General features: G+C 62.6%; 26 protein-coding genes. 10 read left to right on the top strand and 16 right to left on the bottom strand.

Features of this window, described 5'->3' with window-relative positions:
- The first annotated feature begins 52 nt into the window (after window positions 1-52).
- The 4 genes from BN1233_RS08030 to BN1233_RS08015 all read left to right on the top strand — a co-directional run bounded on the left by BN1233_RS08030 (window position 53) and on the right by BN1233_RS08015 (window position 4,263).
- Window positions 53-1,315 (top strand): ABC transporter substrate-binding protein, encoded by a 1,263-nt coding sequence (locus BN1233_RS08030; protein ID WP_046862943.1) that lies wholly within the window; start codon window positions 53-55, stop codon window positions 1,313-1,315.
- Window positions 1,316-1,464: 149 nt separating this feature from the next.
- Entirely contained in the window at window positions 1,465-2,328 is an 864-nt protein-coding gene (locus BN1233_RS08025; RefSeq protein WP_082145311.1) for a carbohydrate ABC transporter permease, read from the top strand.
- Window positions 2,325-3,152, top strand: coding sequence for a carbohydrate ABC transporter permease (locus BN1233_RS08020; protein WP_046862942.1), 828 nt, complete (start codon window positions 2,325-2,327; stop codon window positions 3,150-3,152). Before BN1233_RS08025 ends, BN1233_RS08020 begins: the two co-directional genes overlap by 4 nt.
- Before the next feature lie 7 nt (window positions 3,153-3,159).
- Window positions 3,160-4,263, top strand: coding sequence for an ABC transporter ATP-binding protein (locus tag BN1233_RS08015; protein WP_046862941.1), 1,104 nt, complete (start codon window positions 3,160-3,162; stop codon window positions 4,261-4,263).
- A gap of 33 nt (window positions 4,264-4,296) precedes the next feature.
- On the opposite strand, the gene BN1233_RS08010 is transcribed toward BN1233_RS08015, so the two are convergent.
- Window positions 4,297-4,791: a GAF domain-containing protein gene (locus BN1233_RS08010; protein WP_046862940.1), complete on the bottom strand. Its 495-nt coding sequence runs from the start codon at window positions 4,789-4,791 to the stop codon at window positions 4,297-4,299.
- A gap of 77 nt (window positions 4,792-4,868) precedes the next feature.
- Here BN1233_RS08010 and BN1233_RS08005 point away from each other — a divergent pair, with 77 nt between their 5' ends.
- A complete protein-coding gene (locus tag BN1233_RS08005; RefSeq protein WP_046862939.1) occupies window positions 4,869-5,507 on the top strand; it encodes an MBL fold metallo-hydrolase in 639 nt (212 codons plus the stop codon).
- A gap of 178 nt (window positions 5,508-5,685) precedes the next feature.
- Here the strand turns inward: BN1233_RS08005 and BN1233_RS08000 are convergent, their stop codons facing one another.
- Both BN1233_RS08000 and BN1233_RS07995 read right to left on the bottom strand, forming a co-directional pair.
- Window positions 5,686-6,612, bottom strand: a complete 927-nt coding sequence (locus BN1233_RS08000) for a 1-phosphofructokinase family hexose kinase (protein ID WP_046862938.1) — start codon at window positions 6,610-6,612, stop codon at window positions 5,686-5,688.
- 170 nt (window positions 6,613-6,782) lie between these two features.
- Window positions 6,783-7,337, bottom strand: coding sequence for a hypothetical protein (locus tag BN1233_RS07995; RefSeq protein WP_147707046.1), 555 nt, complete (start codon window positions 7,335-7,337; stop codon window positions 6,783-6,785).
- Window positions 7,338-7,709: 372 nt separating this feature from the next.
- Between BN1233_RS07995 and BN1233_RS07990 the strand changes: the two genes are divergently transcribed.
- Both BN1233_RS07990 and BN1233_RS07985 read left to right on the top strand, forming a co-directional pair.
- Window positions 7,710-8,945, top strand: coding sequence for a Gfo/Idh/MocA family protein (locus BN1233_RS07990; protein ID WP_342341639.1), 1,236 nt, complete (start codon window positions 7,710-7,712; stop codon window positions 8,943-8,945).
- Between the two features lie 90 nt (window positions 8,946-9,035).
- Window positions 9,036-9,878 carry an amidohydrolase family protein gene (locus tag BN1233_RS07985; protein WP_046862936.1) on the top strand — a complete coding sequence of 281 codons (843 nt, stop codon included), beginning with the start codon at window positions 9,036-9,038 and terminating at the stop codon, window positions 9,876-9,878.
- 28 nt (window positions 9,879-9,906) lie between these two features.
- Here the strand turns inward: BN1233_RS07985 and BN1233_RS07980 are convergent, their stop codons facing one another.
- The 5 genes from BN1233_RS07980 to BN1233_RS50480 all read right to left on the bottom strand — a co-directional run bounded on the left by BN1233_RS07980 (window position 9,907) and on the right by BN1233_RS50480 (window position 13,993).
- Window positions 9,907-10,710: an SDR family NAD(P)-dependent oxidoreductase gene (locus tag BN1233_RS07980; RefSeq protein ID WP_063776730.1), complete on the bottom strand. Its 804-nt coding sequence runs from the start codon at window positions 10,708-10,710 to the stop codon at window positions 9,907-9,909.
- A complete protein-coding gene (locus BN1233_RS07975; protein WP_046862935.1) occupies window positions 10,707-12,026 on the bottom strand; it encodes a TRAP transporter large permease in 1,320 nt (439 codons plus the stop codon). Before BN1233_RS07975 ends, BN1233_RS07980 begins: the two co-directional genes overlap by 4 nt.
- 85 nt (window positions 12,027-12,111) lie before the next feature.
- Window positions 12,112-12,621: a TRAP transporter small permease gene (locus tag BN1233_RS07970; RefSeq protein WP_048709559.1), complete on the bottom strand. Its 510-nt coding sequence runs from the start codon at window positions 12,619-12,621 to the stop codon at window positions 12,112-12,114.
- 76 nt (window positions 12,622-12,697) lie between these two features.
- Window positions 12,698-13,687, bottom strand: coding sequence for a TRAP transporter substrate-binding protein (locus BN1233_RS07965; RefSeq protein ID WP_197094620.1), 990 nt, complete (start codon window positions 13,685-13,687; stop codon window positions 12,698-12,700).
- 171 nt (window positions 13,688-13,858) lie between these two features.
- A complete protein-coding gene (locus BN1233_RS50480; RefSeq protein ID WP_280139475.1) occupies window positions 13,859-13,993 on the bottom strand; it encodes a hypothetical protein in 135 nt (44 codons plus the stop codon).
- 111 nt (window positions 13,994-14,104) lie between these two features.
- Between BN1233_RS50480 and BN1233_RS07960 the strand changes: the two genes are divergently transcribed.
- On the top strand, window positions 14,105-14,416 hold the full coding sequence (locus BN1233_RS07960; RefSeq protein WP_046862934.1) for a DUF1330 domain-containing protein: 312 nt from the start codon (window positions 14,105-14,107) through the stop codon (window positions 14,414-14,416).
- 124 nt (window positions 14,417-14,540) lie between these two features.
- On the opposite strand, the gene BN1233_RS07955 is transcribed toward BN1233_RS07960, so the two are convergent.
- The 4 genes from BN1233_RS07955 to BN1233_RS07940 form a co-directional block, all read right to left on the bottom strand.
- On the bottom strand, window positions 14,541-15,449 hold the full coding sequence (locus tag BN1233_RS07955) for an NAD(P)-dependent oxidoreductase (RefSeq protein ID WP_046862933.1): 909 nt from the start codon (window positions 15,447-15,449) through the stop codon (window positions 14,541-14,543).
- Between the two features lie 682 nt (window positions 15,450-16,131).
- A complete protein-coding gene (locus BN1233_RS07950) occupies window positions 16,132-17,652 on the bottom strand; it encodes a tripartite tricarboxylate transporter permease (protein ID WP_046862932.1) in 1,521 nt (506 codons plus the stop codon).
- A 114-nt stretch (window positions 17,653-17,766) separates the two neighbouring features.
- Window positions 17,767-18,240: a tripartite tricarboxylate transporter TctB family protein gene (locus tag BN1233_RS07945; RefSeq protein ID WP_244470971.1), complete on the bottom strand. Its 474-nt coding sequence runs from the start codon at window positions 18,238-18,240 to the stop codon at window positions 17,767-17,769.
- Between the two features lie 109 nt (window positions 18,241-18,349).
- Complete coding sequence (locus BN1233_RS07940) at window positions 18,350-19,363, bottom strand: Bug family tripartite tricarboxylate transporter substrate binding protein (RefSeq protein ID WP_046862930.1); 1,014 nt, start codon at window positions 19,361-19,363, stop codon at window positions 18,350-18,352.
- Between the two features lie 356 nt (window positions 19,364-19,719).
- Between BN1233_RS07940 and BN1233_RS07935 the strand changes: the two genes are divergently transcribed.
- On the top strand, window positions 19,720-20,160 hold the full coding sequence (locus tag BN1233_RS07935; RefSeq protein WP_046862929.1) for a CBS domain-containing protein: 441 nt from the start codon (window positions 19,720-19,722) through the stop codon (window positions 20,158-20,160).
- A gap of 201 nt (window positions 20,161-20,361) precedes the next feature.
- Window positions 20,362-21,036, top strand: coding sequence for a CBS domain-containing protein (locus BN1233_RS07930; RefSeq protein ID WP_197094619.1), 675 nt, complete (start codon window positions 20,362-20,364; stop codon window positions 21,034-21,036).
- Window positions 21,037-21,224: 188 nt separating this feature from the next.
- On the opposite strand, the gene BN1233_RS07925 is transcribed toward BN1233_RS07930, so the two are convergent.
- The 4 genes from BN1233_RS07925 to BN1233_RS07910 are packed head-to-tail and all read right to left on the bottom strand — an operon-like array spanning window position 21,225 to window position 23,826.
- A complete protein-coding gene (locus BN1233_RS07925) occupies window positions 21,225-21,617 on the bottom strand; it encodes a rhodanese-like domain-containing protein (RefSeq protein ID WP_046862928.1) in 393 nt (130 codons plus the stop codon).
- A 10-nt stretch (window positions 21,618-21,627) separates the two neighbouring features.
- Entirely contained in the window at window positions 21,628-22,539 is a 912-nt protein-coding gene (locus BN1233_RS07920) for an MBL fold metallo-hydrolase (protein WP_046862927.1), read from the bottom strand.
- 26 nt (window positions 22,540-22,565) lie between these two features.
- Window positions 22,566-23,369 (bottom strand): sulfite exporter TauE/SafE family protein, encoded by an 804-nt coding sequence (locus BN1233_RS07915; protein ID WP_046862926.1) that lies wholly within the window; start codon window positions 23,367-23,369, stop codon window positions 22,566-22,568.
- Window positions 23,362-23,826, bottom strand: coding sequence for a YeeE/YedE family protein (locus BN1233_RS07910; protein WP_046862925.1), 465 nt, complete (start codon window positions 23,824-23,826; stop codon window positions 23,362-23,364). Before BN1233_RS07910 ends, BN1233_RS07915 begins: the two co-directional genes overlap by 8 nt.
- Window positions 23,827-23,829 lie beyond the last annotated feature (3 nt).

Genomic DNA, 23,829 nt, shown 5'->3' with positions numbered 1-23,829 from the left:
GAACCCTGGAACCCGACGCCCAGTTCGAGAACGGCGACACGCGGAGGAAGCCATGCGATCGCTCATGACCGTCACATGTCTCGTCCTCGCGCTTGGAACGGGCGCAAGGGCGGCCGAGATCTCGATTTCCTGCAGCGCGCTCGGGCAGGAATACGAGATCTGCAAGCAGGGCGTGGATGCCTGGGCGGCAAAGACAGGGAACACGGTCAGGATCGTCTCGACACCGAACTCCGCGACCGAGCGCCTCGCGCTCTACCAGCAACTCCTGGCTGCCGGCGCGAGCGATGTCGATGTGTTCCAGATCGACGTCGTCTGGCCCGGAATCCTCGGCGAGCATTTCATCGACCTGAAGGACAAGGCCAAGGATCAGATCGGCCAGCACTTCCCGACGATCATCCAGAACAACACGGTCGACGGGAAGCTCGTCGCGCTCCCCTGGTTCGCCGATGCCGGCCTCCTCTATGTTCGGCAGGATCTTCTCGACAAATATGGTCGCCCAATGCCCCAGACCTGGGAGGATCTGACCGAGACCGCGCGAATCATCCAGGAGGGTGAGCGCAAGGCGGGGCAGAAGGATTTCTGGGGTTATGTCTGGCAAGGGCGAGCCTATGAGGGCCTGACCGCCAATGCCCTCGAATGGGTCGCCTCCTATGGAGGCGGCACGATCGTCGACGACAAGGGCGAGATCACGATCAACAACCCCAAGGCCACCCGGGCGCTCGATACCGCTTCGGGCTGGGTCGGCAAGATCACTCCGGAGGGCACCCTCAACTACACCGAGGAGGAAGCCCGCGGCGTGTTCCAGGCCGGCAATGCGGCCTTCATGCGCAATTGGCCCTATGCCTGGGCGCTTGCTCAGGGAGGCGACAGCCCAATCAAGGGCAAGGTCGGGATTGCGCAGCTTCCGAAAGGCGGGCCGGACGGGCGGAACGCGGCGACGCTCGGGGGCCAGCAGCTTGCGGTCTCGAAATATTCCAAGCATCCGGAGATCGCTGCCGACCTCGTGCTCTATCTCACGGGACCCGAGGAGCAGAAGCGCCGGGCTATTGCCGGCTCGTTTAATCCGACGATTCCGGCGCTGTTCGAAGATGCCGATATCCGGAAGGCTGCCCCCTTCATCGGCGAGCTCCTGACCGTCTTCACGAATGCGGTTGCTCGCCCGGCAGCCGTCACGGGTGACAACTACAACAAGGTTTCGAGCGAATTCTTCAACACGACGCACCAGGTGCTCTCGGGCCGGAGCGCGCCCGAGCCTGCCCTGGCCGGTCTCGAGCGAGACCTGAAACGGATCAAGCGACGCGGCTGGAAGCAGTGACGGAGCAGCAAATCCTGAAGCACAGCGGGGCGGACGCCCGTCAGGGTCGCCCCAGGGGTCTGCTGAACGTGGCCGGGCAGCGTCTCACCCCACATCGGTCTCGCCTCTCGCGATCGCGGGTCAGGGCGGCGTGGATTTTCCTCGCACCGATGCTGCTGGTCCTGGCCCTCGTCGCGGGCTGGCCGCTCGCGCGGACCATCTGGTTCAGCTTCACGGACGCGAGCCTCAACAACCTCTCGGACTACGAGTTCATCGGCTTCGACAACTATCTCGCCGATTACGATGGCGAATGGTTCGGTCTTCTCACGGATCCCGCTTGGTGGCGAGCCGTGTGGAACACGGTCTGGTTCACCCTCGTCTCCGTCTCCATCGAGACCGTGCTCGGCCTTGTCGTCGCGCTCATTCTGCATCAGGCCTTCCCCGGACGAGGCCTCGTTCGCGCGATCGTGCTGATTCCCTGGGCGATCCCGACGGTCGTTTCCGCTCGCATGTGGAACTGGATGCTGCACGACCAGTTCGGCGTCGTGAACGATCTTCTCCTGCGCCTTGGGCTGATTGCAGCCCCGATCGCCTGGACCGCGAATTCTGATACCGCTCTCTGGGCCGTCGTGATGGTGGATGTCTGGAAGACGACACCCTTCATGGCGCTTCTGATTCTGGCGGGCCTCCAGATGCTCCCGGGGGATATCTATGAGGCCGCACGCGTCGACGGGATCAACCCGATCCGGGTATTCTTTCGCGTGACTCTGCCTTTGATCAGGCCGGCTCTCCTCGTGGCGGTGATCTTCCGCGCGCTCGACGCCCTGCGGGTCTTCGATCTCGTCTACGTGCTCACGTCGAACTCCGCCGAGACCGCATCGATGTCGGTCTATGCGCGGCAGCAGCTCGTCGATTTTCAGGAGGTCGGACTCGGCTCCGCGGCATCGACGCTGATCTTCCTCATCATCGCGCTCCTCACGGTCGTTTATCTGATCAGCAGCCGCGTGAGCCTCGATGCGGAGGCCGCACGATGACGCGTATCCTCAAGCGCCTCTCGTTCTGGATTCTGGTTGCGGCGATCACCAGCTTTGCCCTCTTCCCGTTCTACTATGCAGTCCTGACATCGCTGCGGTCGGGATCGGATCTCTTCAGCGTCGCCTATCTTCCGACGAAGATCGATTTCTCCAATTACGTGGCCGTCTTCGAGCGACAGCCCTTCGGGAGAAACATCCTGAATTCGGTCATCGTCGCTGGCGCGGTCGTCGTCCTGTCGCTCTTCCTTGGGCTCACGGCGGCCTACGCTTTCGGGCGCGCCTCGTTTCGAGGCCGGAAGCTGCTTCTGCTCACGATCCTGAGCGTCTCCATGTTCCCGCAGGTTGCCGTGCTCTCCGGGATGTTCGAACTGATCCGATGGCTCGGGCTTTACAACACCCTGGCGGGCCTGGTCCTTGCCAACCTCATGCTGACACTGCCGTTCACAGTCTGGGTGCTCACGACATTCATGCGCGAACTCCCGCGCGAGATCGAAGAGGCTGCTTTCGTGGACGGCGCGACGCCGTGGATCATCGTGCGTCGTGTCTTCCTGCCCCTCATGATGCCCGCGGCTGTCACGACCGGGCTTCTCGCCTTCATTGCAGCCTGGAACGAGTTTCTGTTCGCCCTCACCTTCACGCTCACGAACGAGCAACGGACGGTGCCGGTTGCCATTGCCCTCATGAGCGGAAGCTCTGCATACGAACTGCCATGGGGCACCATCATGGCGGCATCGGTCATCGTCACGCTTCCCCTGATCGTGCTGGTACTTCTCTTCCAGCGGAAGATCGTGACCGGGCTCACGGCCGGCGCCGTAAAGGGGTAATTGCTCGATGGCGGAAGTCGCCCTCAGATCCGTTCGCAAGTCCTTCGGACGTAGCCAGGTGATCCAGGGGATTGATCTCACGATCCAGGATGGCGAGTTCATCGTCTTCGTCGGTCCGTCGGGCTGCGGAAAATCGACCCTGCTGCGCCTCATCGCAGGCCTCGAAGACGTCACCGAGGGCGAACTGCTCATCGATGGCGAGGTCGTGAACGACCGCACTCCCAAGGAGCGCGGGATCGCGATGGTGTTCCAGTCCTACGCGCTCTATCCGCACATGACCGTGTTCGAGAACATGGCGTTCGGCCTCGAGATCTCGAAACTGTCCCGGCGGGAGATCGACGAGCGCGTACGTCGCGCTGCGGAGATGCTGCAGATCGGCGAACTCCTCGACCGCAAGCCACGCGAGCTCTCTGGTGGCCAGCGTCAGCGCGTCGCCATCGGACGCGCGATCGTGCGCGACCCGAAGGTCTTCCTCTTCGACGAGCCGCTCTCGAACCTTGATGCGGCCCTGCGCGTCCAGACGCGCATCGAGATCGCCGGCCTGCATCGGCAGTCGCGGGCGACGATGATCTATGTGACGCACGACCAGATCGAAGCCATGACCCTCGCCGACAGGATCGTGGTTCTGAATGCCGGGCAAGTCGAACAGGTCGGCACACCGCTGGATCTTTACCATCGCCCGGCCAACCTATTCGTTGCGGGCTTCATCGGGTCGCCACAGATGAACTTCTGGGCCAGTGAGGTTCTGGCGATAGCCCAGGCGTCCGTCGCAATCCGGCTTCCTTCCGGAGGCAGGTTGGAGATGCCCGCTGTCTCAGACGGGCTCGCGCCCGGAGATCGCGTGACCCTCGGCATTCGCCCTGAGCACCTGGCAGTTACGGAAGCTGGGGAGAGCGGGCTTCGTGGACGGATCGACCTGATCGAACAGCTCGGCGAGAGCCACCTACTCCATATCCGGGTGGAGGGTGGCAGCATCATCACCGCCCGACTGCCTGGAGACGCGCAGCGGGCATCAGGGGGCGAGGTCGGGCTGCAGCTCCCCGTGGATCAATGCCATCTGTTCGACAAGGCCGGCCAGTCCGTCATGCGCCCGGTATCGACCCTGAGCTGACAGCCGAATACCCCGACAGGAATCAGGCTTCGCTCAGAACGGATCGCACGCCCGCATCAGGATGGCGACGAGTTGCTCGCAGCCGCGCTGGTCGTGCTCGTCGAAGCGGCCGCGTTCTGGGCTGTCGAGATCGAGGACTCCGGAGATCCGGCCATCCCGGATGAGGGGGACGACGAGTTCCGACCGTGAGGCGCTGTCGCAGGCGATGTGGCCCGGGAAGGCGTCCACGTCTGGAACGACGATCGATGCTCGTCGTGCTACAGCAGTGCCGCAGACGCCCTGCCCGACCGGAATCCGAATGCAGGCCGGCTTGCCCTGGAATGGCCCGAGCACCAGTTCCTCTCCGACGAGACGGTAGAATCCTGCCCAGTTGAGCCGTGGGAGCCGGTGGAACAGGAGAGCTGCGGCATTAGCCATGTGTGCGATGGAATCGCGCTCGCCGTCCACCAGGGCTGTCAGTTCGCTCGCAAGCTCGCTGTAGAGCTCGGGCTTGCTATCCGTCGTCAAGGTGCGGGCCAGATCGAACATGGGTCCTCGTTGCCTCCGCGGGCACATTCTGATTCACATTGAATCAGATCACCCGACAATCTCCGAAGAGGATCTTCGTGCCATCGCTCCGTGCCGCCATCCTTCCCGTCACGCCTTTCCAGCAGAACTGCACGATCCTCTGGTCGGAGGTGGCCAAGAAAGGCGTCGTGATCGACCCGGGTGGTGACGTGAGCCGCATTCTCGATGCTGTCGCAAAAAGCGGCATCTCGGTCGAGAAGATTCTCCTCACGCATGGTCATATCGATCATGCAGGCGGAGCGGCCGAGCTGAGGGAGAGGCTCGGCGTTCCCGTGGAGGGGCCGCACCAAGCCGATCTCTTTCTCCTGGAGCAGCTGGCGGAAACAGGACGGTCCTATGGGATTTCGGGTTCCCGCGACCTGATGCCGGACAGATGGCTCGTCGAGGGAGATCAGGTCATGGTCAGCGATATCGCCTTCGATGTCCTTCACTGTCCTGGTCATTCCCCGGGGAGCGTCGTTTTCGTCAATCGCGAGCACCGTTTTGCCCAAGTCGGCGACGTGCTGTTTCGCGGCTCGGTCGGCCGCACCGACCTTCCCGGTGGAGACCATGCGTCGCTGATAAGGTCCATCAAGGAGAAGCTCCTCCCGCTCGGCGACGACGTAAACTTCATCTGTGGCCACGGGCCGACGAGCACCATCGGGCAGGAGCGCGAAACCAATCCATTCCTGATTTAGGCATCGATGCGGCTCGCGTTTTCCGCACCCTCTTTGTCATTGCGAACAGAGTGAGCAATCCAGGAGCGCCTCCGTCGAGAGGTAGATTGCTTCGCCTCCGGCTCGCAAGGACGGAGGTGCGGCGAAAACGGCAGTGCATCACGTCTACGGCGCACGCCAAGCCCATCATCACTCTCGTTCATCCTGGAAGCTGAGCAAACAGCCGGTCGACGGCCTCGCGCTTGCAGAGCTCCGTTCCGGGCGTCAATACAGCGGCCGCGCCGGCGGCGACGCCGCGCCTGAAGGCGAATTCGGGTGTTGCGCCCTGCGCCAGTGCGAGCGTCATGGCAGCGAGGAAGCTGTCGCCCGCCCCGACGGCGCTGTGCACCTCGACTTCGAGAGCGGGCAATCTCATAGCACCGCTGGTTTGGACGAGGATCGCGCCCTCATGACCCATCGTGACGGCGATGAGGTCGGAGCTGCCGTCCCTGACGAGATGCATGGCGGCCTCCTCAATGGCGCCGCTCTCTCTCAGCGGACGTCCGACGAGTTGTTCGAGCTCGCCGAGGCTCGGCTTCACGAGATAAACGTCCCCTGCGGACAGCGTCTCGCGAAGAGCGTCCCCGGAGGTATCGAGCACGAATTTCGCCTTCTTCCTGCCGGTCAGGGCGGCAACCCGGCAATAGAAGTCTGCCGGTACTCCTCGGGGCAGGCTCCCGCTCGCGACGAGGTAATCGAAATCGAATTCCTCGAGCGCTGCCAGACAGTTCTGCCATTCCTCAGGCCGGACCTCCGGGCCCTCCGGCACGAAGCGGTATTCGAGGCCCGTCGAGCGCTCGAATACTGCGTGACTCACCCGCGTGTGGTCCCCGATCGGAATCCGCCGCCCGGCGATGCCGCGGTGCTGCAGGATGTCCTCCAGGATAGGTCCCGTGGCCCCGCCAGACAGATAAATGGCGTGCGAGGCGCCTCCGAGTTCGCGGATCACCCGGCTGACGTTGATTCCGCCTCCGCCCGGATCGAACCGTTCGTTGGTCGTGCGGATCTTCCGAATCGGGCGAACCGTCTCGGCCTCGCTGGAACCGTCGATCGACGGATTGAGGGTCAGCGTCAGGATCGGCTTCATGGGGGCGTCCAGCTCCTTTGCGGATCGTCAGCGGCAATCGGCGCCGCCATCTCGTCGCAAATCAGGCCGGCGCCCGGATACCTGCATCAGTTGTCGAGGAAGGCCCGTCTACCGACGGCATCAATCCTGCGCCCGATTGCCGCGACCCGCCTGCTGTCGCCTGCTCGGCTTCAGAACCTCGGTGTGATCTGCAATTCCACACGGGCCGATGCGTTCGGCTCCTCGTGCAACGTGAGACCATAGCCCACCTTCAGGCGCAGAACGGACTCGAGAGAGGCCTCGGGCGGGCTGACGACCCTTTCGCTCACGATCTCTGGCGTAAGGACGGCGCTCCAGTAGCCGCTCCGTGGCTCGAAGTTCACTTGCGGCGAGACGTCGAGTCGCGCATTCGACCATGGCAGCATCGGGGTCAATGGCAGCCCGAGAGTGGCTCCGATCGCCTGGGAGATCGTTGAGCTGACACTATTCACGGCACCTGAGGTGAACAGCCGGGCGGTGAGCCCCTTCCATCTCTGCGAGATGGCCAACTGCCAATCGAGAGCCGATTGCAGAACGCGATCCACGTCCTGCGTCCGGGACAGTTCCGTCCCGATCGAGAAATCGATGTCCTCGAAGGGCCTCAGCTTGGCACCCAGCGCCTTGCTCGAAGAGACCGGGATAATCCTGCTCGTCCGGGTCGCGAGGCCGCGCGCCCAAAGTTCCGTCCGCGGGATCGAAAAGGTCAACGGTGCTGGAAGAGCATCCTGACGAAAGGACGCAAGATGCTCCTCGATCCAGACGGATTCGTCTCTGGAGCTATGTGAACCGATATCCTCGAGCGCAACTCCCGATGAGACATTGAAAAGCAAAAGAATGCATGCTGCGCCCCAGACCTGCCTCATCAATCCCGCCCGCCAGAAATACTCCCCAGAAGGGAAGAACATGTCAGTTAATGTTTTATGAATTGCGCTTCAGCAAAGAACACGAACGCGCGCGGGGTGCCTTCTTTCTATTATCGACACCCGTCGTCTCAGCACATGCATGGCACTGTTGATTCGGCGCAAACGATATCACCAAACGCCCGCCAGATCATCTGAGCTCAACTTCCAGCTAAATTCTTGGCAGCGCTCGACAATCGGGATGTCGTCGAGGAGCTGTGCTCGTCGGTCGCACGGGCGAGGGCCGAAGCGAGGCTCGCCGGTCCCCACGATCATGTGACGCTGCGTAAGCCGAAACCGGCAAACGTTCACATGCGAAGCGAGGTGACGCGGGATGGTTTTGGCCGATACAACATCATGAAACACAGCGAGGGCATGGTGACGGCAAAGCATCGTGTGGCGCTTGTCGGGCTCGGCATGGCGCACAAACCCCACCTCGCGAGCCTTCGGGATCTTGCTGTCCGCGTCGAGATTGCGGCCTGCTACGCACCCGGCGCAGATCGTCGCAAGGGATTCGCGCAGGCGAACCCGGATCTCCCCGTAACCGACTCGCTGGACGGCATCCTCGCGGACCGGTCGATCGACGTAGCGATCGTGCTGACGCCTCCGACCACGCATCTCGATCTGGTGCAGCGTTGCGCCGAGGCGGGCAAGCACGTGCTGCTCGAGAAGCCGATCGAGGTCAGCGTCGGACGCGCGCGCGAGTGCGTCGGGGCGATGCAGCGTGCCGGCCTGAGCTTCGGCGTCGTGCTTCAGCACCGCTTCCGAACCGCTGCGCAAAAGCTGCGGGGCCTCATCCGGGAGGGGGAACTCGGCGCACTGATCTCCGGCTCCGCCGCAATCCGGTGGTGGCGTCCGCCGGAATACTATGCCCAGCCCGGGCGTGGGATGAAGGCGCGTGACGGCGGCGGCGTCCTGCTGACCCAGGCGATCCACACGCTCGACCTGTTTCAGAGTCTCGCCGGACCGATCGTCAGCGTCGCGGGCATGGCTGCAACCTCGCCGATGCGAGCGATCGATACCGAGGACATCGCAGCGGCAGCAATTTCGTTCGAAAATGGTGCGATCGGGACGATCGACGCCACCACGGTCTCCTATCCCGGCTTCCCCGAGCGGATCGAGCTCGCCTGCGAGAAAGCGACCGCCGTCATGCTCGCCGAAGGACTGGAGGTGCACTGGAAAGATGGGCGCCGGCTGCTGCATGAGGGCAGCGAGGCCGGCGGCGGCGGAGCAGACCCAATGGCCTTCTCGCACGAGGCTCACAGAGCTCTCATCACCGATTTTCTCGACGCTATCGACACTGGGCGCGAGCCGATGGTCAGCGGACGCGAGGCCATTCGCGTCCAGGTGCTCATCGAGGCGATCCTGCAATCCGCGCGCGAGCGGCGTATCATCACGGTGCAGCAACCGTGGTGACGTGGACGGAGATCCCACTGAACACCCGTGACCCTGAAGCTGCGATACGCATCGCCCACCTCACGCAAGCCTGAACCGGGAAGCCGGCCCATGTCTTCGATCGATCCCGCCCAGAGACCTCGGCTCAAAGTACCCGCCGATGCCTGCGACACGCACATGCATTTATATGGTTCCCGCTATCCGCTCGCACCGACAGCGCTCGGTGCGCCACCGGATGCGGGCGTGGAAGATTACAGGAAGGTGCAGCAGCGCCTTGGTCTCCAGCGCATTGTCGTGGTCCAGCCTTCCGCCTACGGAACCGATAATCGTTGCACACTCGATGGCATCGCGGCTCTTGGCCTCGATCAGGCGCGCGGCATCGCGGTCATCGACGAGAGCGTGGATGCCGCAGAACTCGAGGCGCTGACGCGGGGCGGCATCCGCGGCGTACGTTTTCACATGCTGCCGGGCGGCGCTCTTCCTTGGGAGAGCCTCGACGCCATTGCCGGCAAGGTACAGGACATCGGGTGGCACATCCAGCTGCAGCTCGACGGCCGAACCCTGCCGGATCGGGAGCATCAGATCCGATCCTGGCCAGGCCGCATTGTCATCGACCATGTCGGGAAATTTCTCGAGCCCGTCGGCCCGGATCACCCCGCCTTCAGGTGCCTGAAGAATCTCATCGAGACCGGCCGCGTCTGGATCAAGCTTTCAGCACCCTACGAGGTCTCGAAGAGCGGAGCCCCCGGTTACGATGATGTCGGTCGGCTCGCGAAGGAGCTCGTCCGACTGGCGCCGGAGCGAATGCTTTGGGCGAGCAACTGGCCGCATCCATCCGTGAAGGACAAGCCGAGCGATGCCGCTCTGCTCGATCTGCTGCTCGATTGGGCGCCGGATGACGCGACACGTCACCGGATCCTCGTCGAAAACCCTGAGGAGCTTTACGGGTTCTGATGACGCGACGCTGCTCGGATTCAATGCATCAGGGCATGTACTGCCCGCCATTGACTTCGATGATCTGCCCCGTGACGTAGCCGCTCATCTGCTCCGAGGCGAGATAGAGGAACGCGCCGACGCATTCTTCCGCGGTACCAAGGCGGTCCATCGGGATCATGGCCTGCATGGTCGCGAGCTGCTCTGCGGTCGAGAAGCGCTCGTGGAATGGCGTCATGATCACGCCCGGCGATACGGCATTGACGCGGATGCGATCCTTGACGAGTTCCTTGGCCCAGCCGCGGGTCGCGGTCGCGACGAAACCTTTCGCTGCAGCATAGATCACCGACCCCGGCCCGCCCCCGTGACGCGCCGCGATTGAGCTCAGATTGATGATCGACCCACCGCCGCCCTGACGCCGCATCTGGACTGCCGCTTCGCGCACGAATCGCACAACCTGCTTGACGTTGAGGTCGAGCACGGCGTCGAGATATTCGTCGCTGTAGTCAGCGATCGGCGTCCGCGCGATCAACGACCCGGCATTGTTGACGAGCACATCGAGCCGTCCGAATGCCGCGACCGTCCTCGCGGTCACGTCAGCAGCCGTCTCGGGCTTCGTGACATCGCCCTGGACGAGAAGCGCCTCACCGCCGCTGCGCCGGATGCTTTCGGCCACCGCCTCGGCCTTGTCGCGATTGGTGCTGAAATTGATCGCAACGCGTGCTCCGTTGCGGCCGAAGGCACGCGCCGCCGCAGCGCCGATGCCGGTGCTGGCGCCCGTGATGAGGATCGCCTTGCCGGCGAGATCGGGAATCGACGCGGACACTTCCGGTGAATTCGCTGGTATCGTCATTGGAGGAACTCCGGAGAAATGAGGCTCGGAACGAAGAGGGCGACCTGCGGCCACATGATGAGAAGAACGAGCACGGCGATCATCGGAAGAAGCATGAGGAGCGTATCCTTCAAGGCCTCCTTCATACGGATCCCCGCGATCGAGCAGGCGATCATCAGGCACAGGCCATATGGCGGCGTGACGAGTCCGAAGGCAAGGGACACGATTCCGATCATTGCGAAGTGGACTGGGTCGAGACCGGCCGAACGGGCCAGCGGATCGAGAATCGTGCCGACGATGATGATCGCGGGGATCGCATCGAGGAAGCAGCCCACCACGAGGAACACGAAAGCGATGAAGAAGCCGGTCTCGATCGGCCCCATCTGCCAGGCCGAGACGCCCGAGAGGATGGCCTTCGGGATCTGGTAATAGGCGAGGAGCCAGCCGAAGGCGCTCGCGGTCCCGACACAGAACAGGGCGATCCCGGCGAACTTTCCGGTATCGACGAGGGCCGACCGCAACCCGGAAAGGTTCATTTCCCGATAGACCAGCAGCGACAGAAAGCCAGCATAGAGCACGGCGATGCAGGCGGATTCCGTCGCCGTGAACCAGCCGAAGATCTTGCCCCCGATGATGATCGCCGGCGTCAGGAGGGCTGGGACGGACTTGTACATCGCGGAGAAGAATGCAGCCCAGCTCGCCCGGGGATAAGTAGGATAGCCCCTGGCAGACGCGTAGGCATGCACGGTCGCCATCTGTGCGAGAGCGATCAGAAGACCGGGGATGATGCCTGCGAGAAAGAGTGCGCCGATCGAGACCGTGAGAACGCCGCCCCAGACGATCATCAGGATCGATGGCGGAATGATCACGGCCAGCACCGCCGATACGGCGGTGATCGCGACCGAAAAGGAATCGTCGTAGCCCTCTTTCCTCTGCGCCTCGATGAAGATCTTGGACTGGCTCGCGGCGTCGGCGGTTGACGAGCCGGAGATGCCCGCGAAGAAGAACGAGAGAACGACGTTGATCTGCGCGAGACCGCCGGGAAAATGTCCGACCATAGACCGGGAGAGAAGCATGAGTCGGTCGGTGATCCCGCCGACATTCATCAGGTTGGCCGTCAGGAGGAAGAATGGCACCGCCAGCAGAATGAACGAATTATAGGCGTTGAAGGTCTCCTGCACGAGTGTCATCGCCGAGAGATGCGGCTCGACGATGAGGATCGGAAGGCAGGCTAGCGCCAGCGCGAAGGCCACCGGAACGCGCAGAATCATCAAGCCGAAGAAGACGCCGAAGAGGATCAGGGCAGCCTGATCCGGCGTGAGCACGGATCCTGTCATTCCTGCGCCCCCTGTCGGCATGCGCGTGTCACGCAACTGCCGGACGGGCCGGTGCAGCCTGGATCGGCGGAAAGGACCCGTATGGTCATGCAGCGCCTCGCAGCAGGACGTCGAACTCGTCCCAGATCTGCTCGCCCACGAAAATGAGCCAGGTGATGCCCGTAATCGGCCAGGCGATGTGGATGAGCCACAGAGGCAACTCCGCGAGTTCCGAGATGCGGTACAAGGCAAACGACGTGAATTCGATTCCGGACCATACGAAGACCAGCGCGATAACCAGGATGCCGACGCGGGCGACGATCCGGATCGCCGCCTCCGCGCGGCGTGACAGGCGCGGCCAGACATCGACCTCGAAATGGGTGCTCTCGCGAACACCGATCATGGCGCCGATCATGATCGTCCAGACCAGCAGGAACCGCGCCATTTCCTCCGTCCAGATGTAGTGCGGAATGATCGTGGTGAAACGGGAAAAGACCTGCAGGGTCACGGGCACGACGAGGATCGCGGTCGAAATGGCGACCAGCCAGGAGAGGAACTCGCCATACCAGACGGTCAGCCGGCGCCAGGCGCTGCGACGCCCCGAGATCGTCGTCATCGAAACTTCCCCTGCAATCCGGCATGTGAGGAGCGGCCGCGGAGCAATCCCCGGCTGCCCCTTCGAGAGCAGGCCGCTACTTCATGTTGTTGATCTGCTCCAGGATCTTGTCGGCCTCGATTTCCTTCGCATAGGCTGTGAGCACGGGATCGACGAGCTTCTTCATCTCGGCCCGGTCCTTGAACGCGATCCGCTTCAGTTTCCCAGCCTTCTCGAGAGCCTCGAGCTTCGCGGTATCCTCGCTCGACTCGATCTTGCGCCCATGCGCGCCTCCCTCCTTGCCGGCCTTCACGATGCATTGCTGCAGATCGGCCGGAAGGTTGCGGTAGGTCTTGCCGGAGAAGACGAGCGGCCGGATCGTGATGGCATGCTCCGTCATCGCGAGGTTCGGCGCGACCTCGAAGAACTTCATCTGTTCGACGCCGGCAGCCTCGTTCTCGCCCGCAGAAATGACTCCGTTCTGAATGGCGTTGTAGACCTCATTATAGGCGATCACGGTCGGCGACATGCCCGTCGCTGCGAAGGTCCGGCTCCAGATGGGAGCTCCCTGCACGCGAACCTTGAGACCCTTGAGATCAGCCAGCGACTGAACGGGCTTGTTCACGAAGATGTTGCGCACGCCGCCGCCCGCGTAGCCGATCAGCATCACGTCCGCTCGTTTCCCGATCTCGTCGGCGATTGGCTTCAGCAGGTCCTGGTCGAGGACCGTGTTCCAGTGATCGAGATCACGGAACAGGAAGGGTGCGTCGATGAAGGGCGCCGCTTTCGAGAAGGTCGACATATGTGCGGGCGATACGATGGCGTAATCGACCGCCCTCCCCTGCGACATGTATTCGAAATACTGCTTTTCGAGGCCGAGTTCACTGTTCTTGTGAAGCACGAATTCGATCGGCTTCCCGTAGCATTGCTTGACGACTTCTTCGAACTTGACCATCGCCTTGGTGAAGGCATGTTCGTCATTGAACTGCGATGCCCCGTGGAGCGTGATTTTCTCCTGCGCGGAAGCGAGCGCCGGCATGGCCAGGGTCGCGGCGAGCGCGCATGCGCCCATGATGATGCGTCTCATCTGTTCGTTTCCTCCTCGTTGAATGGCGCCCTCTTGTGGCGGGGCGTTCGGTTCCAGTATGGCAAAGGCCTCGATTGACGCCAATGCCAAAATTGGCCGGATCTGGAGACATCTGCCTGTCCTGGCGCACAATCACGCTTTCGACTTGGAGCAACACAACGGGCCGGCTCCTCACTTGAGCAGGCTTGGGAGCCAAAGGGAAAGCGCCGGTACGTAGGTTACGAGGAGCAGGACAATGAGCATCGGGATATAGACGATGAGCATCGGGATATAGAACACCATGATGCTCTTCGAGACCGCCTCCATGGTCACCTTCCCTGTTGCTGGCGGTTTGGTTTACCCTTCGGCGCCTGACGTCGCTCTCGCGTGCCGTCTCTCGCTCCGGTATGCTCAGCGCAATTCATGGGAGGGCCACGCATGGCCAAAGGTTACTGGGTCGCGTTCGCAGACGTGACCGACCCTGAAGGGTACAAGGCTTACATCGCCGAGAATGCGAAGGCGTTCCGCAAGTATGGAGGGCGCTTTCTCACACGGGGCGGCGCATCGGAAACGCCGGAGGGGCAGCCCCGCTCCCGCGTGGTCGTCATCGAATTCCCGACCTACGCGGCCGCCCTTGAATGCTACCGGTCACCAGAATACGCGAAAGCCATGGCTCTCCGACAGGGCAAGTCCGTCATGGACCTGGCCATTACGGAGGGCTACGAAGGTCCGCAGCCTGCAGACACTTGAGATGACACCGGCCATCAACGGCCAGTGTTCTTGAGTCTGGCTTTATCCGTCAGCAGCAGTCCTGGCATGGCGGAGGATGTTGGTCCTCTGCACTGCTATACTCTCTTGGTTATTTCAGAGCCGGTCAGGCACGCTGGCGGGCGACCGTTTCTCCCGTGAGTTGCTCCTGCGCCTTGACGAGCCCCCCGACCATCTCGCCACCGAGACCCATTGCTGATGCCTGGACGAAGGCCTGATGGACCGCCTCGCCGAGTTGCGACGGCAGGTTCAAGCTTTCAGTCATATGCGTGTAGTAGCGCAGATCCTTGCGGGCGAGATCGAGGCCGAAACGCAGACCCTCATATGAGCCGGAAAGGATTGCCGGGACGATCATCTGGAAGATGCCGGAATTAGGTCCTCCGGCGCTCACGACTTTATAGAGCGCCTCGATGTCGATCTGCGCTTTCGCCGCGGCGACGAGCGCCTCTGCGATCAAGGCAGCCTGCCCCATGGCGAGGAAGTTGTTGACGAGCTTCGTCTTGTGGCCGGCCCCGGGACCACCGACATGGAAAATGTTCTCCGCGAAGGCCCGTAATACCGGCTCGATTCTAGTGAAAAGCTGCGGCTCGGCTCCGACCATGACATTGAGACGCCCTTCCTCGGCTTCCTTGGGCGTGCGTGCGAGCGGCGCATCGACGAATGGGACGCCCCGGGCTGCGAAATCCGCGTGGATGCGCATCGATGAATCGGGCTCGCTCGTAGAGCAATCGACGATGACGTGACTCTCGCGTGCCGCCGTCAGGAGACCGTCCTCACCATAGACGATCTGTTCTACCTGTGGTGAGCCGGTGACACAAATGATCACGATATCCGAGCGTGCGGCGATATCGCTCGGGTTCCGGCCCTCCTGGGCACCGGCCGCCACGAGATCGTCCACCGGATTGCGATTGCGATGTCCGAGCACGACCGTGGAGTAGCCTTTGGTGACGATGTTCCGGGCCATTCCGTGACCCATCATGCCCACGCCGATGAAGCCGATCCGGGGCTTGTCCATGTCTCAGCGCTCCTGCCGGGCCACTGTCGAGCGACCCTCTGTCCTCAATGCGCGATCATATTCATCAAACGACCGGCTAAAAGCCAGCCCTTCTTCCTTCACGTGCATCCATGACGGGAAGTGCGGGAGATCGTGGAGGACAGAGCGAAAGCGCAGCAACGACACTCAGCTTCCGGGTGAAGGAGCGCCGATCAGCTCGAGCGCTTTCCTTCCAGGGCTACACGCACGGCCGTCGCCACATACCCCCTTAGCATCCGCTCGACGGTGACGGCGCGGCCTGCACTGTCGAAAACATCGAGGTCCAGGACCATCCGTAGCGCAAATCTCAGTCGTTCGGCGTCCTCTTGAGACGGCTGCCACATCTCATCCGACAGGGAATCGGCTCTCGGGTGAGCATCGGCAGGCGGTCTTTCGCGGCTCATCCGATGGCGACTGCGCGACACGGATTCGCGTGCGGAAGCGCATGCTGGGTTCGGCGGGTGGTCGGGCTCGTGCATGGGCGGACTCCGCGATGGCGTGGCGGGACCTTGCGCGAAGGTGCAGCGCAGGGAGCGATTCCGTGCTCCTGAATGACTCGTCGATTGCAGTGGCCCGCCGCACCTGCTCCGGCGCGGCAGCGCCCTCGAATGGAAACGACACGGTCGCTCGACCGTGCCGTTCCTGTGCAGGGTGGCCTCGTTTCCTAAGCGACCGGAAGGGCGCCCGAACGGCCACGCGAGCGGAGCGCCGCAAGAGCCATGGAGATCAATGGCCAGAACAGCATCACCAGGGCGAGGGTCACGATCGCGCCCACCAGGGGATTCGACCAGAAGATCGACAGGTCACCCTGGGACACCAGCATGGCTTGGCGGAACGAACTTTCTGCCATGTCGCCGAGCACGAGAGCCAGGACGAGCGGCGCGAGCGGGTACGACAGCTTCTTGAAGACGTAGCCGATCACACCGAACACCAGCATCACGGCGATGTCCATGAAGGCGTTATGGACCGTGTAGGCGCCGACCGCGCAGATCACCAGGATGATCGGGGCGATGATGCTGAACGGAATCCTCAGGATCGAGGCAAAGAGCGGAACCGTCGAGAGGACGACGATCAGGCCGGCGATGTTTCCGAGATAGATGCTCGCGATCAGACCCCAGACGAAGTCCTTCTGCTCGACGAAGAGCAGAGGTCCAGGCTGGAGACCCCAGATCAGCAGGCCGCCGAGCAGAACCGCCGCGGTCGGAGAACCTGGGATGCCGAGAGTGAGCATCGGCAGGAGCGCACTCGTGCCGGCGGCGTGGGCTGCCGTCTCCGGGGCGAACACACCCTCGACCTCGCCGGTGCCGAACCGGGGACCGTTCTTGGAGAACCTTTTCGCAAGGCCATAGCTCATGAACGAGGCCGGCGTCGCACCACCGGGGGTGATGCCCATCCAGCAGCCCACGATCGAGCCGCGCAGCGCCGTCAGCCAGTACTGAGGCAGTTCCTTCCAGGTCTGGACAACCGTCCGAAGGCTGATCTTCGCGGTCTTCCCTTTGAAGGCGAGCCCCTCCTCCATCGTCAGCAGAATCTCTCCGACGCCGAAGAGCCCGATGACGGCGACGAGGAAGTCGAAACCGCGCAGAAGCTCGACTGATCCGAACGTCATGCGGAGTTGACCCGTGACGGTGTCGAGGCCGACTGCAGCCAAGGCGAAGCCGAGCATCATCGCCGAGATCACCTTCAAGGGCGATTCCTTGCCCATGCCGACGAAGCTGCAGAAGGTCAGGAGATAGACGGCAAAGAACTCGGCGGGCCCGAACTGAAGAGCGAACCGCGCGATCAGCGGAGCCAGGAAGGTGAGGACCAGCGTAGCGACGAACGCACCCAGAAAGGACCCCGTAAAAGCCGCCGTCAGCGCCTCGGCCGCCTTCCCCTTTTGCGCCATCGGATAACCGTCAAAGGTCGTTGCGACCGACCACGGCTCACCGGGAATGTTGAAGAGGACGGAGGTGATGGCGCCGCCGAAGAGGGCTCCCCAATAGATTGATGCCAGCATGATGATCGCCGAAGTCGGCGACATGCTGAATGTCAGCGGCAGCAGGATTGCGACGCCGTTAGCACCGCCCAGACCGGGCAGAACGCCGATGAGGACACCCAGGAAGATCCCTATGAACATGTAGACGATGTTCATGGGATCGGCCAGGACGCCGAATCCGTGAATCAGTGACAATAACGCTTCCAAGGTTTCCTCCAGCGTTTTCTTGAGCCGTCAGCGCCGACATCAAATCCCGGCAGTTTTCGGGTCGTATCGAGCCTGGCCAATTCTCAGTTCTGACCGTGCTATCGAGAAGTGAATTTAGAACCCGAGCGCAGTCTCGATCGGCCCCTTCGGCAATGGCACAAGAAAGTAAACCTCGAACATCAGGAAGAGTGCGAGAGGCACGAGGATCGCGATCGGCAGAATGCGGTAGATCGGATACTTGCCGAGCCACCACATGAAGAACGTGATGAAGATGGCCGCAGCGAAGTAGATCCCGATCAGCCAGATCAGAAAGACGAAGCCGGCCGTGGGAATGAGAACCTGTAGGACCTGCTTGAACTGGGAGCGCTCGACGAAGTTCGAACGGTCCGCCGACTTGGCGAAAAGATTGATGAGGAGCGTACCCGAGCTCGCCACCAGCATGATCAGCCCGATATAGAAGGGGAAATATCCAGCCTCCGGTCCATCACTCGCCCAGCGCGCACCGATGCGCCAGTTGTCGTACATGATGACCAGGGCGAGGATGACGAAGAGACCCGATACGACAATCTCGACCGTTCGGGTGCTCACAGTGTGCTCGTTGCCGCTTACCTCATGAGCCACAGTAAATCTCCGGAGTGCTTTCGAAGTGCATATCAAAACTCCGGCGCGAAGATCTCTTCGCGCCGGAGCAGTACTGTCAGGATTTTGCGAGGAAGCCCGCCTTCTCCATCAGGTTGCGGTGATTCTCCGCAGCCTTGGTGAGCCAGGCCTTGAACTCGTCACCCGTCATGAAGGTGGTGTTGAAGGCGCCCTTCTCCATGAAATCCTTCCACTCAGGCGTCTCACGAACTTTCTTGAAGAGATCCACGTACCAGGCCACCTGGTCCTTGGTCACGTTCGGGCCCATGAAGATGCCACGGAGCATCAGGTATTCGATGTCGAGGCCCTGCTCCTTGCAGGTCGGAATATCGTGCCAAGACTTGCCGTCCGCGACCGGCTCCGTGATATCGATGCGCTTTTCGTCGAACACGCACAAAGGGCGCAACGCTCCGGCACGCCACTGCGAGACGGCCTCGATCGGGTTGTTCACGCTCGATTGGACGTGGTTGCCGACGAGCTGAGCGGCGACGTCGCCACCGCCCTTATACGGCACGTAGGTGAATTTGACCCCGGTGGCCTGCTCGAGCGCCGCCGTGATGATCTGGTCTTCCTGCTTCGAACCGGTGCCGCCCATGCTGAACTTGCCGGGCTCCTTCTTGGCGGCTTCGATATACTCCATCGGAGTCTTGTACGGCGACTCGGCGTTCACCCAGAGCACGAACTCGTCGAGAGCGAGCATCGCGACGGGGGTCATGTCCTCCCATTTGAACGGGACGCCTGTCGCGAGTGGAGTCGTGAACAGGTTGGACAGGGTAATGATGATCTTGTGAGGATTGCGGTTGGATCCCTTGACGTCGAGGAACCCTTCGGCGCCGGCTCCGCCTGCCTTGTTGATGACCACGACCGGCTGCGGCGACAGATCATGCTTCTGAATGATACCCTGAAGCATGCGCGCCATCTGATCGGCACCACCGCCCGTGCCGGCCGGAACGATGAACTCGATGGTACGTGTGGGCTTCCACTCGGCGGCAGCGGGTTCAGCCGCAAGTCCGGCGGCGATGACGCCAGCAGCCGCAACGGTGAAGGCGGCTCTCTCTCTCATCCGTTTCATGTAGCTTCCTCCCTGGACGACCGTCTAAGCAGCCGACCGATTAACCGAGGCCATATGCCTCAGGTATTGAGTATATGGTATTCCAGAGCGCTGGCAAACGAATAAAACGTCAGCAAGCCTGTCCTTTGCTGCGCTGCATCGCAGTAAAACGCAGCCGTATGCTGCACTGCAAATGAACTCGGCTACCCAGGATTGGACAACAACTATCACTTGCCGCCGGGACTCAGATCACGAGGGACGATACCTTCATCAGGTCCACTTGACGTCTGGTATATGGTATGCCAGATTGCGTTCATCGTCCCTAGAATTACCTGACCTCGGATTATTTCCCTTAGGTCAGAAGGGTGGAGGCGCACATGAAAGTCGAGCAACTCCTGCGACGAAAAGGCACTCGGATCATTTCCATCCGGATGGATGAATCGGTTGAAACCGCAGCACGCATGCTCCGGCATGAGAATATCGGAGCCGTGGTCGTCAAAGATGTCTGCGGGACCGAGGGTGACACCATCGTTGGCATGCTGTCGGAACGTGATTTCCTGCGAGCGGTCGTCGATCTCGGTCCGGCCGTTCTCAAAAAGCCGGTCTCGAGCCTGATGTCGCGCAACGTGATCTCCTGCAGCCCACGCGACGACCTCAGCCATGCCGTCGAACTGCTGGACAAGCACCAGATCCGGCATCTCCCGGTCATCGACAACCATACGCTCGTCGGAGTGATCAGCATTCGCGACGTGATCGCCATCAACGCCGCGGAGGTCGCCGTAGAGCCGGTGCAGCTGGAGCATCGTACGGCAGCTTAGACTTCTCGCGTGGATACTGCCCATTCTGGTTGCTAGCCGTGCCGGGCTTGCCTGATGCGAATAGCAATCCAGCCCAGCGAGAGCCTCGACTCGCCGGGCATGACGAGGCACGGTATCGGTGAATGGTTCGGGCCATGCCGCGAGCAAGCGGCGGGCACCTTGTAAGGCTGGAGGATGGGTCAGGTGAAAGCGCGAGACGTAATGACGACGGACGTCGTGACGGCCACTCCTGAGACGCCGGTCGCCGAGATTGCGGCGCTCCTGCTCGAGCGCCGCATTAGCGGGCTTCCCATCGTCGGACCGGAGGGACAGGTTCTTGGCATCCTGAGCGAGGGAGACCTACTGCGCCGCGTTGAACTCGGAACCGAGAGACGCCGCCCGAAATGGCTGCAGGCGCTGCTCGATCCCAACATCCAGGCAGCGGATTTCGCTCACAGCCGTGGCCTGCGTGCCGCCGACGTCATGTCACGTGAGATCGTTTCCGTGACGCCGGATACCGATCTTGCAGAAATCGCCCGACAGTTCGAGCAACGGCGCATCAAGCGCGTTCCCGTCATCGATAATGGCCGTCTCGTCGGCATCATCAGCCGTGCCAATCTCCTGCGCGGCCTGGTCGCCTATCAAGCGCCACCCCGCAAGGGCACCGAGACCGATCAGATGATCCTCGAGGCACTTCATGCGCGGCTCGCAAACGAGAAGTGGCTCGATCTCTCGCGTCTGAACCTGATCGTGAGCGACGGCGTCGTGCATCTTTGGGGCCCGCTGAAGTCCGACGAGCAGCAGCAGGCCTTGGAGGTCGCGGCGCGAAGTGTGCCAGGGGTGCGGGATGTCCAGAATCACACGATCCGGGACATCTTCACGAACGACGCCGGCTGATCGCTCAGCTGCGGCAGACGATCTGGCCGCATCAGCGAACGAAATCGACGACCAGCTTCAGAGTCTTCGGACCCGGATAGCCGAGAATGCCGGTGTCTGCGGCGAGGAAGGATAGCGTTGCCGCCATTCCAAGCTATGCCACTTGGGCTCGAGCACGCCGGCGCCAGGGAACCGACGCCAACTGCATGTTACGATCCGCGTCCTTCCGTCGGGGCGCCCGCCTGCTGGAGCGCGCCGAACCCGCCCGCCACATGCGCGACATCCCCGATCCCCATATCCTTCAGCGCCTTTGCCGCCAGGGCGGAGCGGCCGCCGGAGGCGCAGTAGAGCACGAGGCGCTTGCCGCTCCCGAGTTCCGGCTTGTGCGTGGGACTGGTCGGATCGGCCTGGAACTCCAGGAAGCCCCGGGGCACGTGCACCGCTCCTTTGACCTTGCCGGTCTTCTGCAACTCTTCACCTTCGCGCACGTCGACGAACACGACATCCGGCTGGCCGACGAGCTTTGCGGCCTCTTCACCGGAGAGGGTCTCGACATGCCGGTTGGCCTCGGCGACCAGGTCCTTCGCGCTCTTCGTCGTCATAGCAGTCTCCTCACTCGTCCCAGGGTGCGCCATCGAGCAGCGCATCGAGAGGTATCTTGAGATAACGCTTGCCGTTGTCCTCGGGCTCGGGCAGCCGCCCGCCCCGAATGTTTACCTGCAGCGAATGCAGGATGAGCTTCGGCATCGGCAGTTCCCGGTCGCGCTTCTCGCGCAAGGCCACGAACTCCTCTTCCGTCCTGGCCTTGACGAGATGTGTGTTCTTCGCCCGCTGCTCGGCAACCGTGCTCTCCCAGGCCGGCTCGCGCCCACCCGGCATATAATCGTGACCGGTGAACAGACGGGTGTCGTCCGGAAGGGCCATGATACGCCGGATACTGTTCCAGAGCACACGTGCAGAGCCGCCGGGGAAATCGGCCCGCGCCGTGCCCCCGTCGGGCATGAAGATGGTGTCGTGAATGAACGCCGCGCCACCGACGAGATAGGTGATGGAGGCGAGCGTGTGCCCGGGGGTCAACATCACCTCCACATCCATATTGCCGATCTCGAAGCGTTCGCCATCCGCGAAGAGCCGGTCCCACTGCGAGCCGTCGGTCGGGAAGCTGTCGGGATAGTTGTAAATTCCCTTCCAGAGCTTCTGGACCTCGACCACCTTCTCGCCGATCGCCGTGGGAACGCCTGTCCTGTCCTTCAGGTAGCCGGCCGCGGAGAAGTGATCGGCATGCGGGTGGGTGTCGAGGATCCACTCCAGGGTATACCCCTCACGCTCGACATGCGCGAGGAGTTCATCTGCCGAATGCGTCGCGGTGGCACCAGATTTCGGATCGAAATCGAGCACCGGGTCAATGATGGCAGCCCGCTTCGTTTCCGGATCGGCGACGACATACTGGATGCTGTTGGTGCGCTTCTCGAAGAAGCCCTTCACGATGGGGCGTCCACGAAGGGGCTGTTTGTCGGAAGACATGATCTGTCGCTCCTGGGTGAGAAGGATCAGGCGGTCCCGGTGAGGGCCAGGACGCCGCGCGTGACGATGTAGATGCCGACCACGATCACGAGGCTGGCGAAGACGGTGCCCAGAATCTGCTTGCGGGTGGCGAGAGCTTTGCTGAGCCCGGTGCCGAGGAAGCCTCCCACGAGTCCGCCGAGAATGAACAGGCCGGCGAGCCACCCGTCGATCAGGCCCGAGATCGCGTAGCTGACGGCAGTCGCCGCCCCGAATGCCGCGACCGCAACGAGCGAGGTCCCGATGGCGTGGCTGAGAGGCATGCCGGTCGCCAGCATCAGGCCCGGCACGATGAGAAACCCGCCACCGATCCCGAAGAAGCCGGAGAACAGGCCGACCCCGAAGCCGATCCCCACGAGCAGCGGCAGGAGTTCCCTGGCGGTCTCAGTCGTCAGCCTGACGTCCGGATTGCCGCCTGTGCCACGCCGGCGCAGCATGATGGCCCCGACCACGATCATGACGACCCCGAACAGGGCCAGGAGCTTGTCGCCATCAATCGCCTTGGCGACCGCGGCCCCGGCAAAGGCGCCCACCACGCCTGCGGTGGCGAACACCACGGCGCAGCGCCACTTCACGTTACCCAGGCGCCAGTGCGTCATGAGGTTGCCGAGCGCACTCGCCGACACCGCGGCGGCACTGGTGCCGATGGCGATGTACGGCGAGGCCACTCCGACCACGTAGACCAGCAACGGAACGGCAAGGATCGAGCCGCCACCGCCGACGAGACCGAGCACGAGCCCGACGAGGCCGCCGGAGCCGGTGGCGAGGAGACCTGCCGCGAGATCAGGCATCGTCGGTCGCTCCGGCAGGCTCGCGCCGGAAGGTCACTTGGGGCCAGTCATCCGGCGTGAGCCGGAACAAGGCCATGCCGGCGATCATGGCGGTCACGAAGACGAAGACCTGCCATGGGCCGAAGGTAAGCGCCGTGAGCGCAGGACCGGGGCACAGCCCGACGAGGCCCCAGCCGATCCCGAACAGGGCAGCCCCGCTGATCAGGCGCGGATCGAGGTCGTGGCGGGTCGGGATCTCCAGACGTGAAGCGAGGACCGGCACGCCCCGGCGCTTGGCGACCAAGTAGCCTAGGGCCGACACGGCCACCGCCCCACCCATCACAAAGGCGAGACTCGGATCCCAGTTGCCGAAGATGTCGAGAAAGCCGAGCACCTTGGCTGGGTCGACCATCTGCGAGACGATCAGGCCGAGGCCGAAGAGCAGGCCGGAAGCAAACGCCGACAGGATGAGCGGCATGGG

The organism is Microvirga massiliensis (assembly GCF_001006805.1).
Lineage (GTDB): Bacteria > Pseudomonadota > Alphaproteobacteria > Rhizobiales > Beijerinckiaceae > Microvirga > Microvirga massiliensis.
This window is presented reverse-complemented; position numbering and strand designations above follow the sequence as displayed.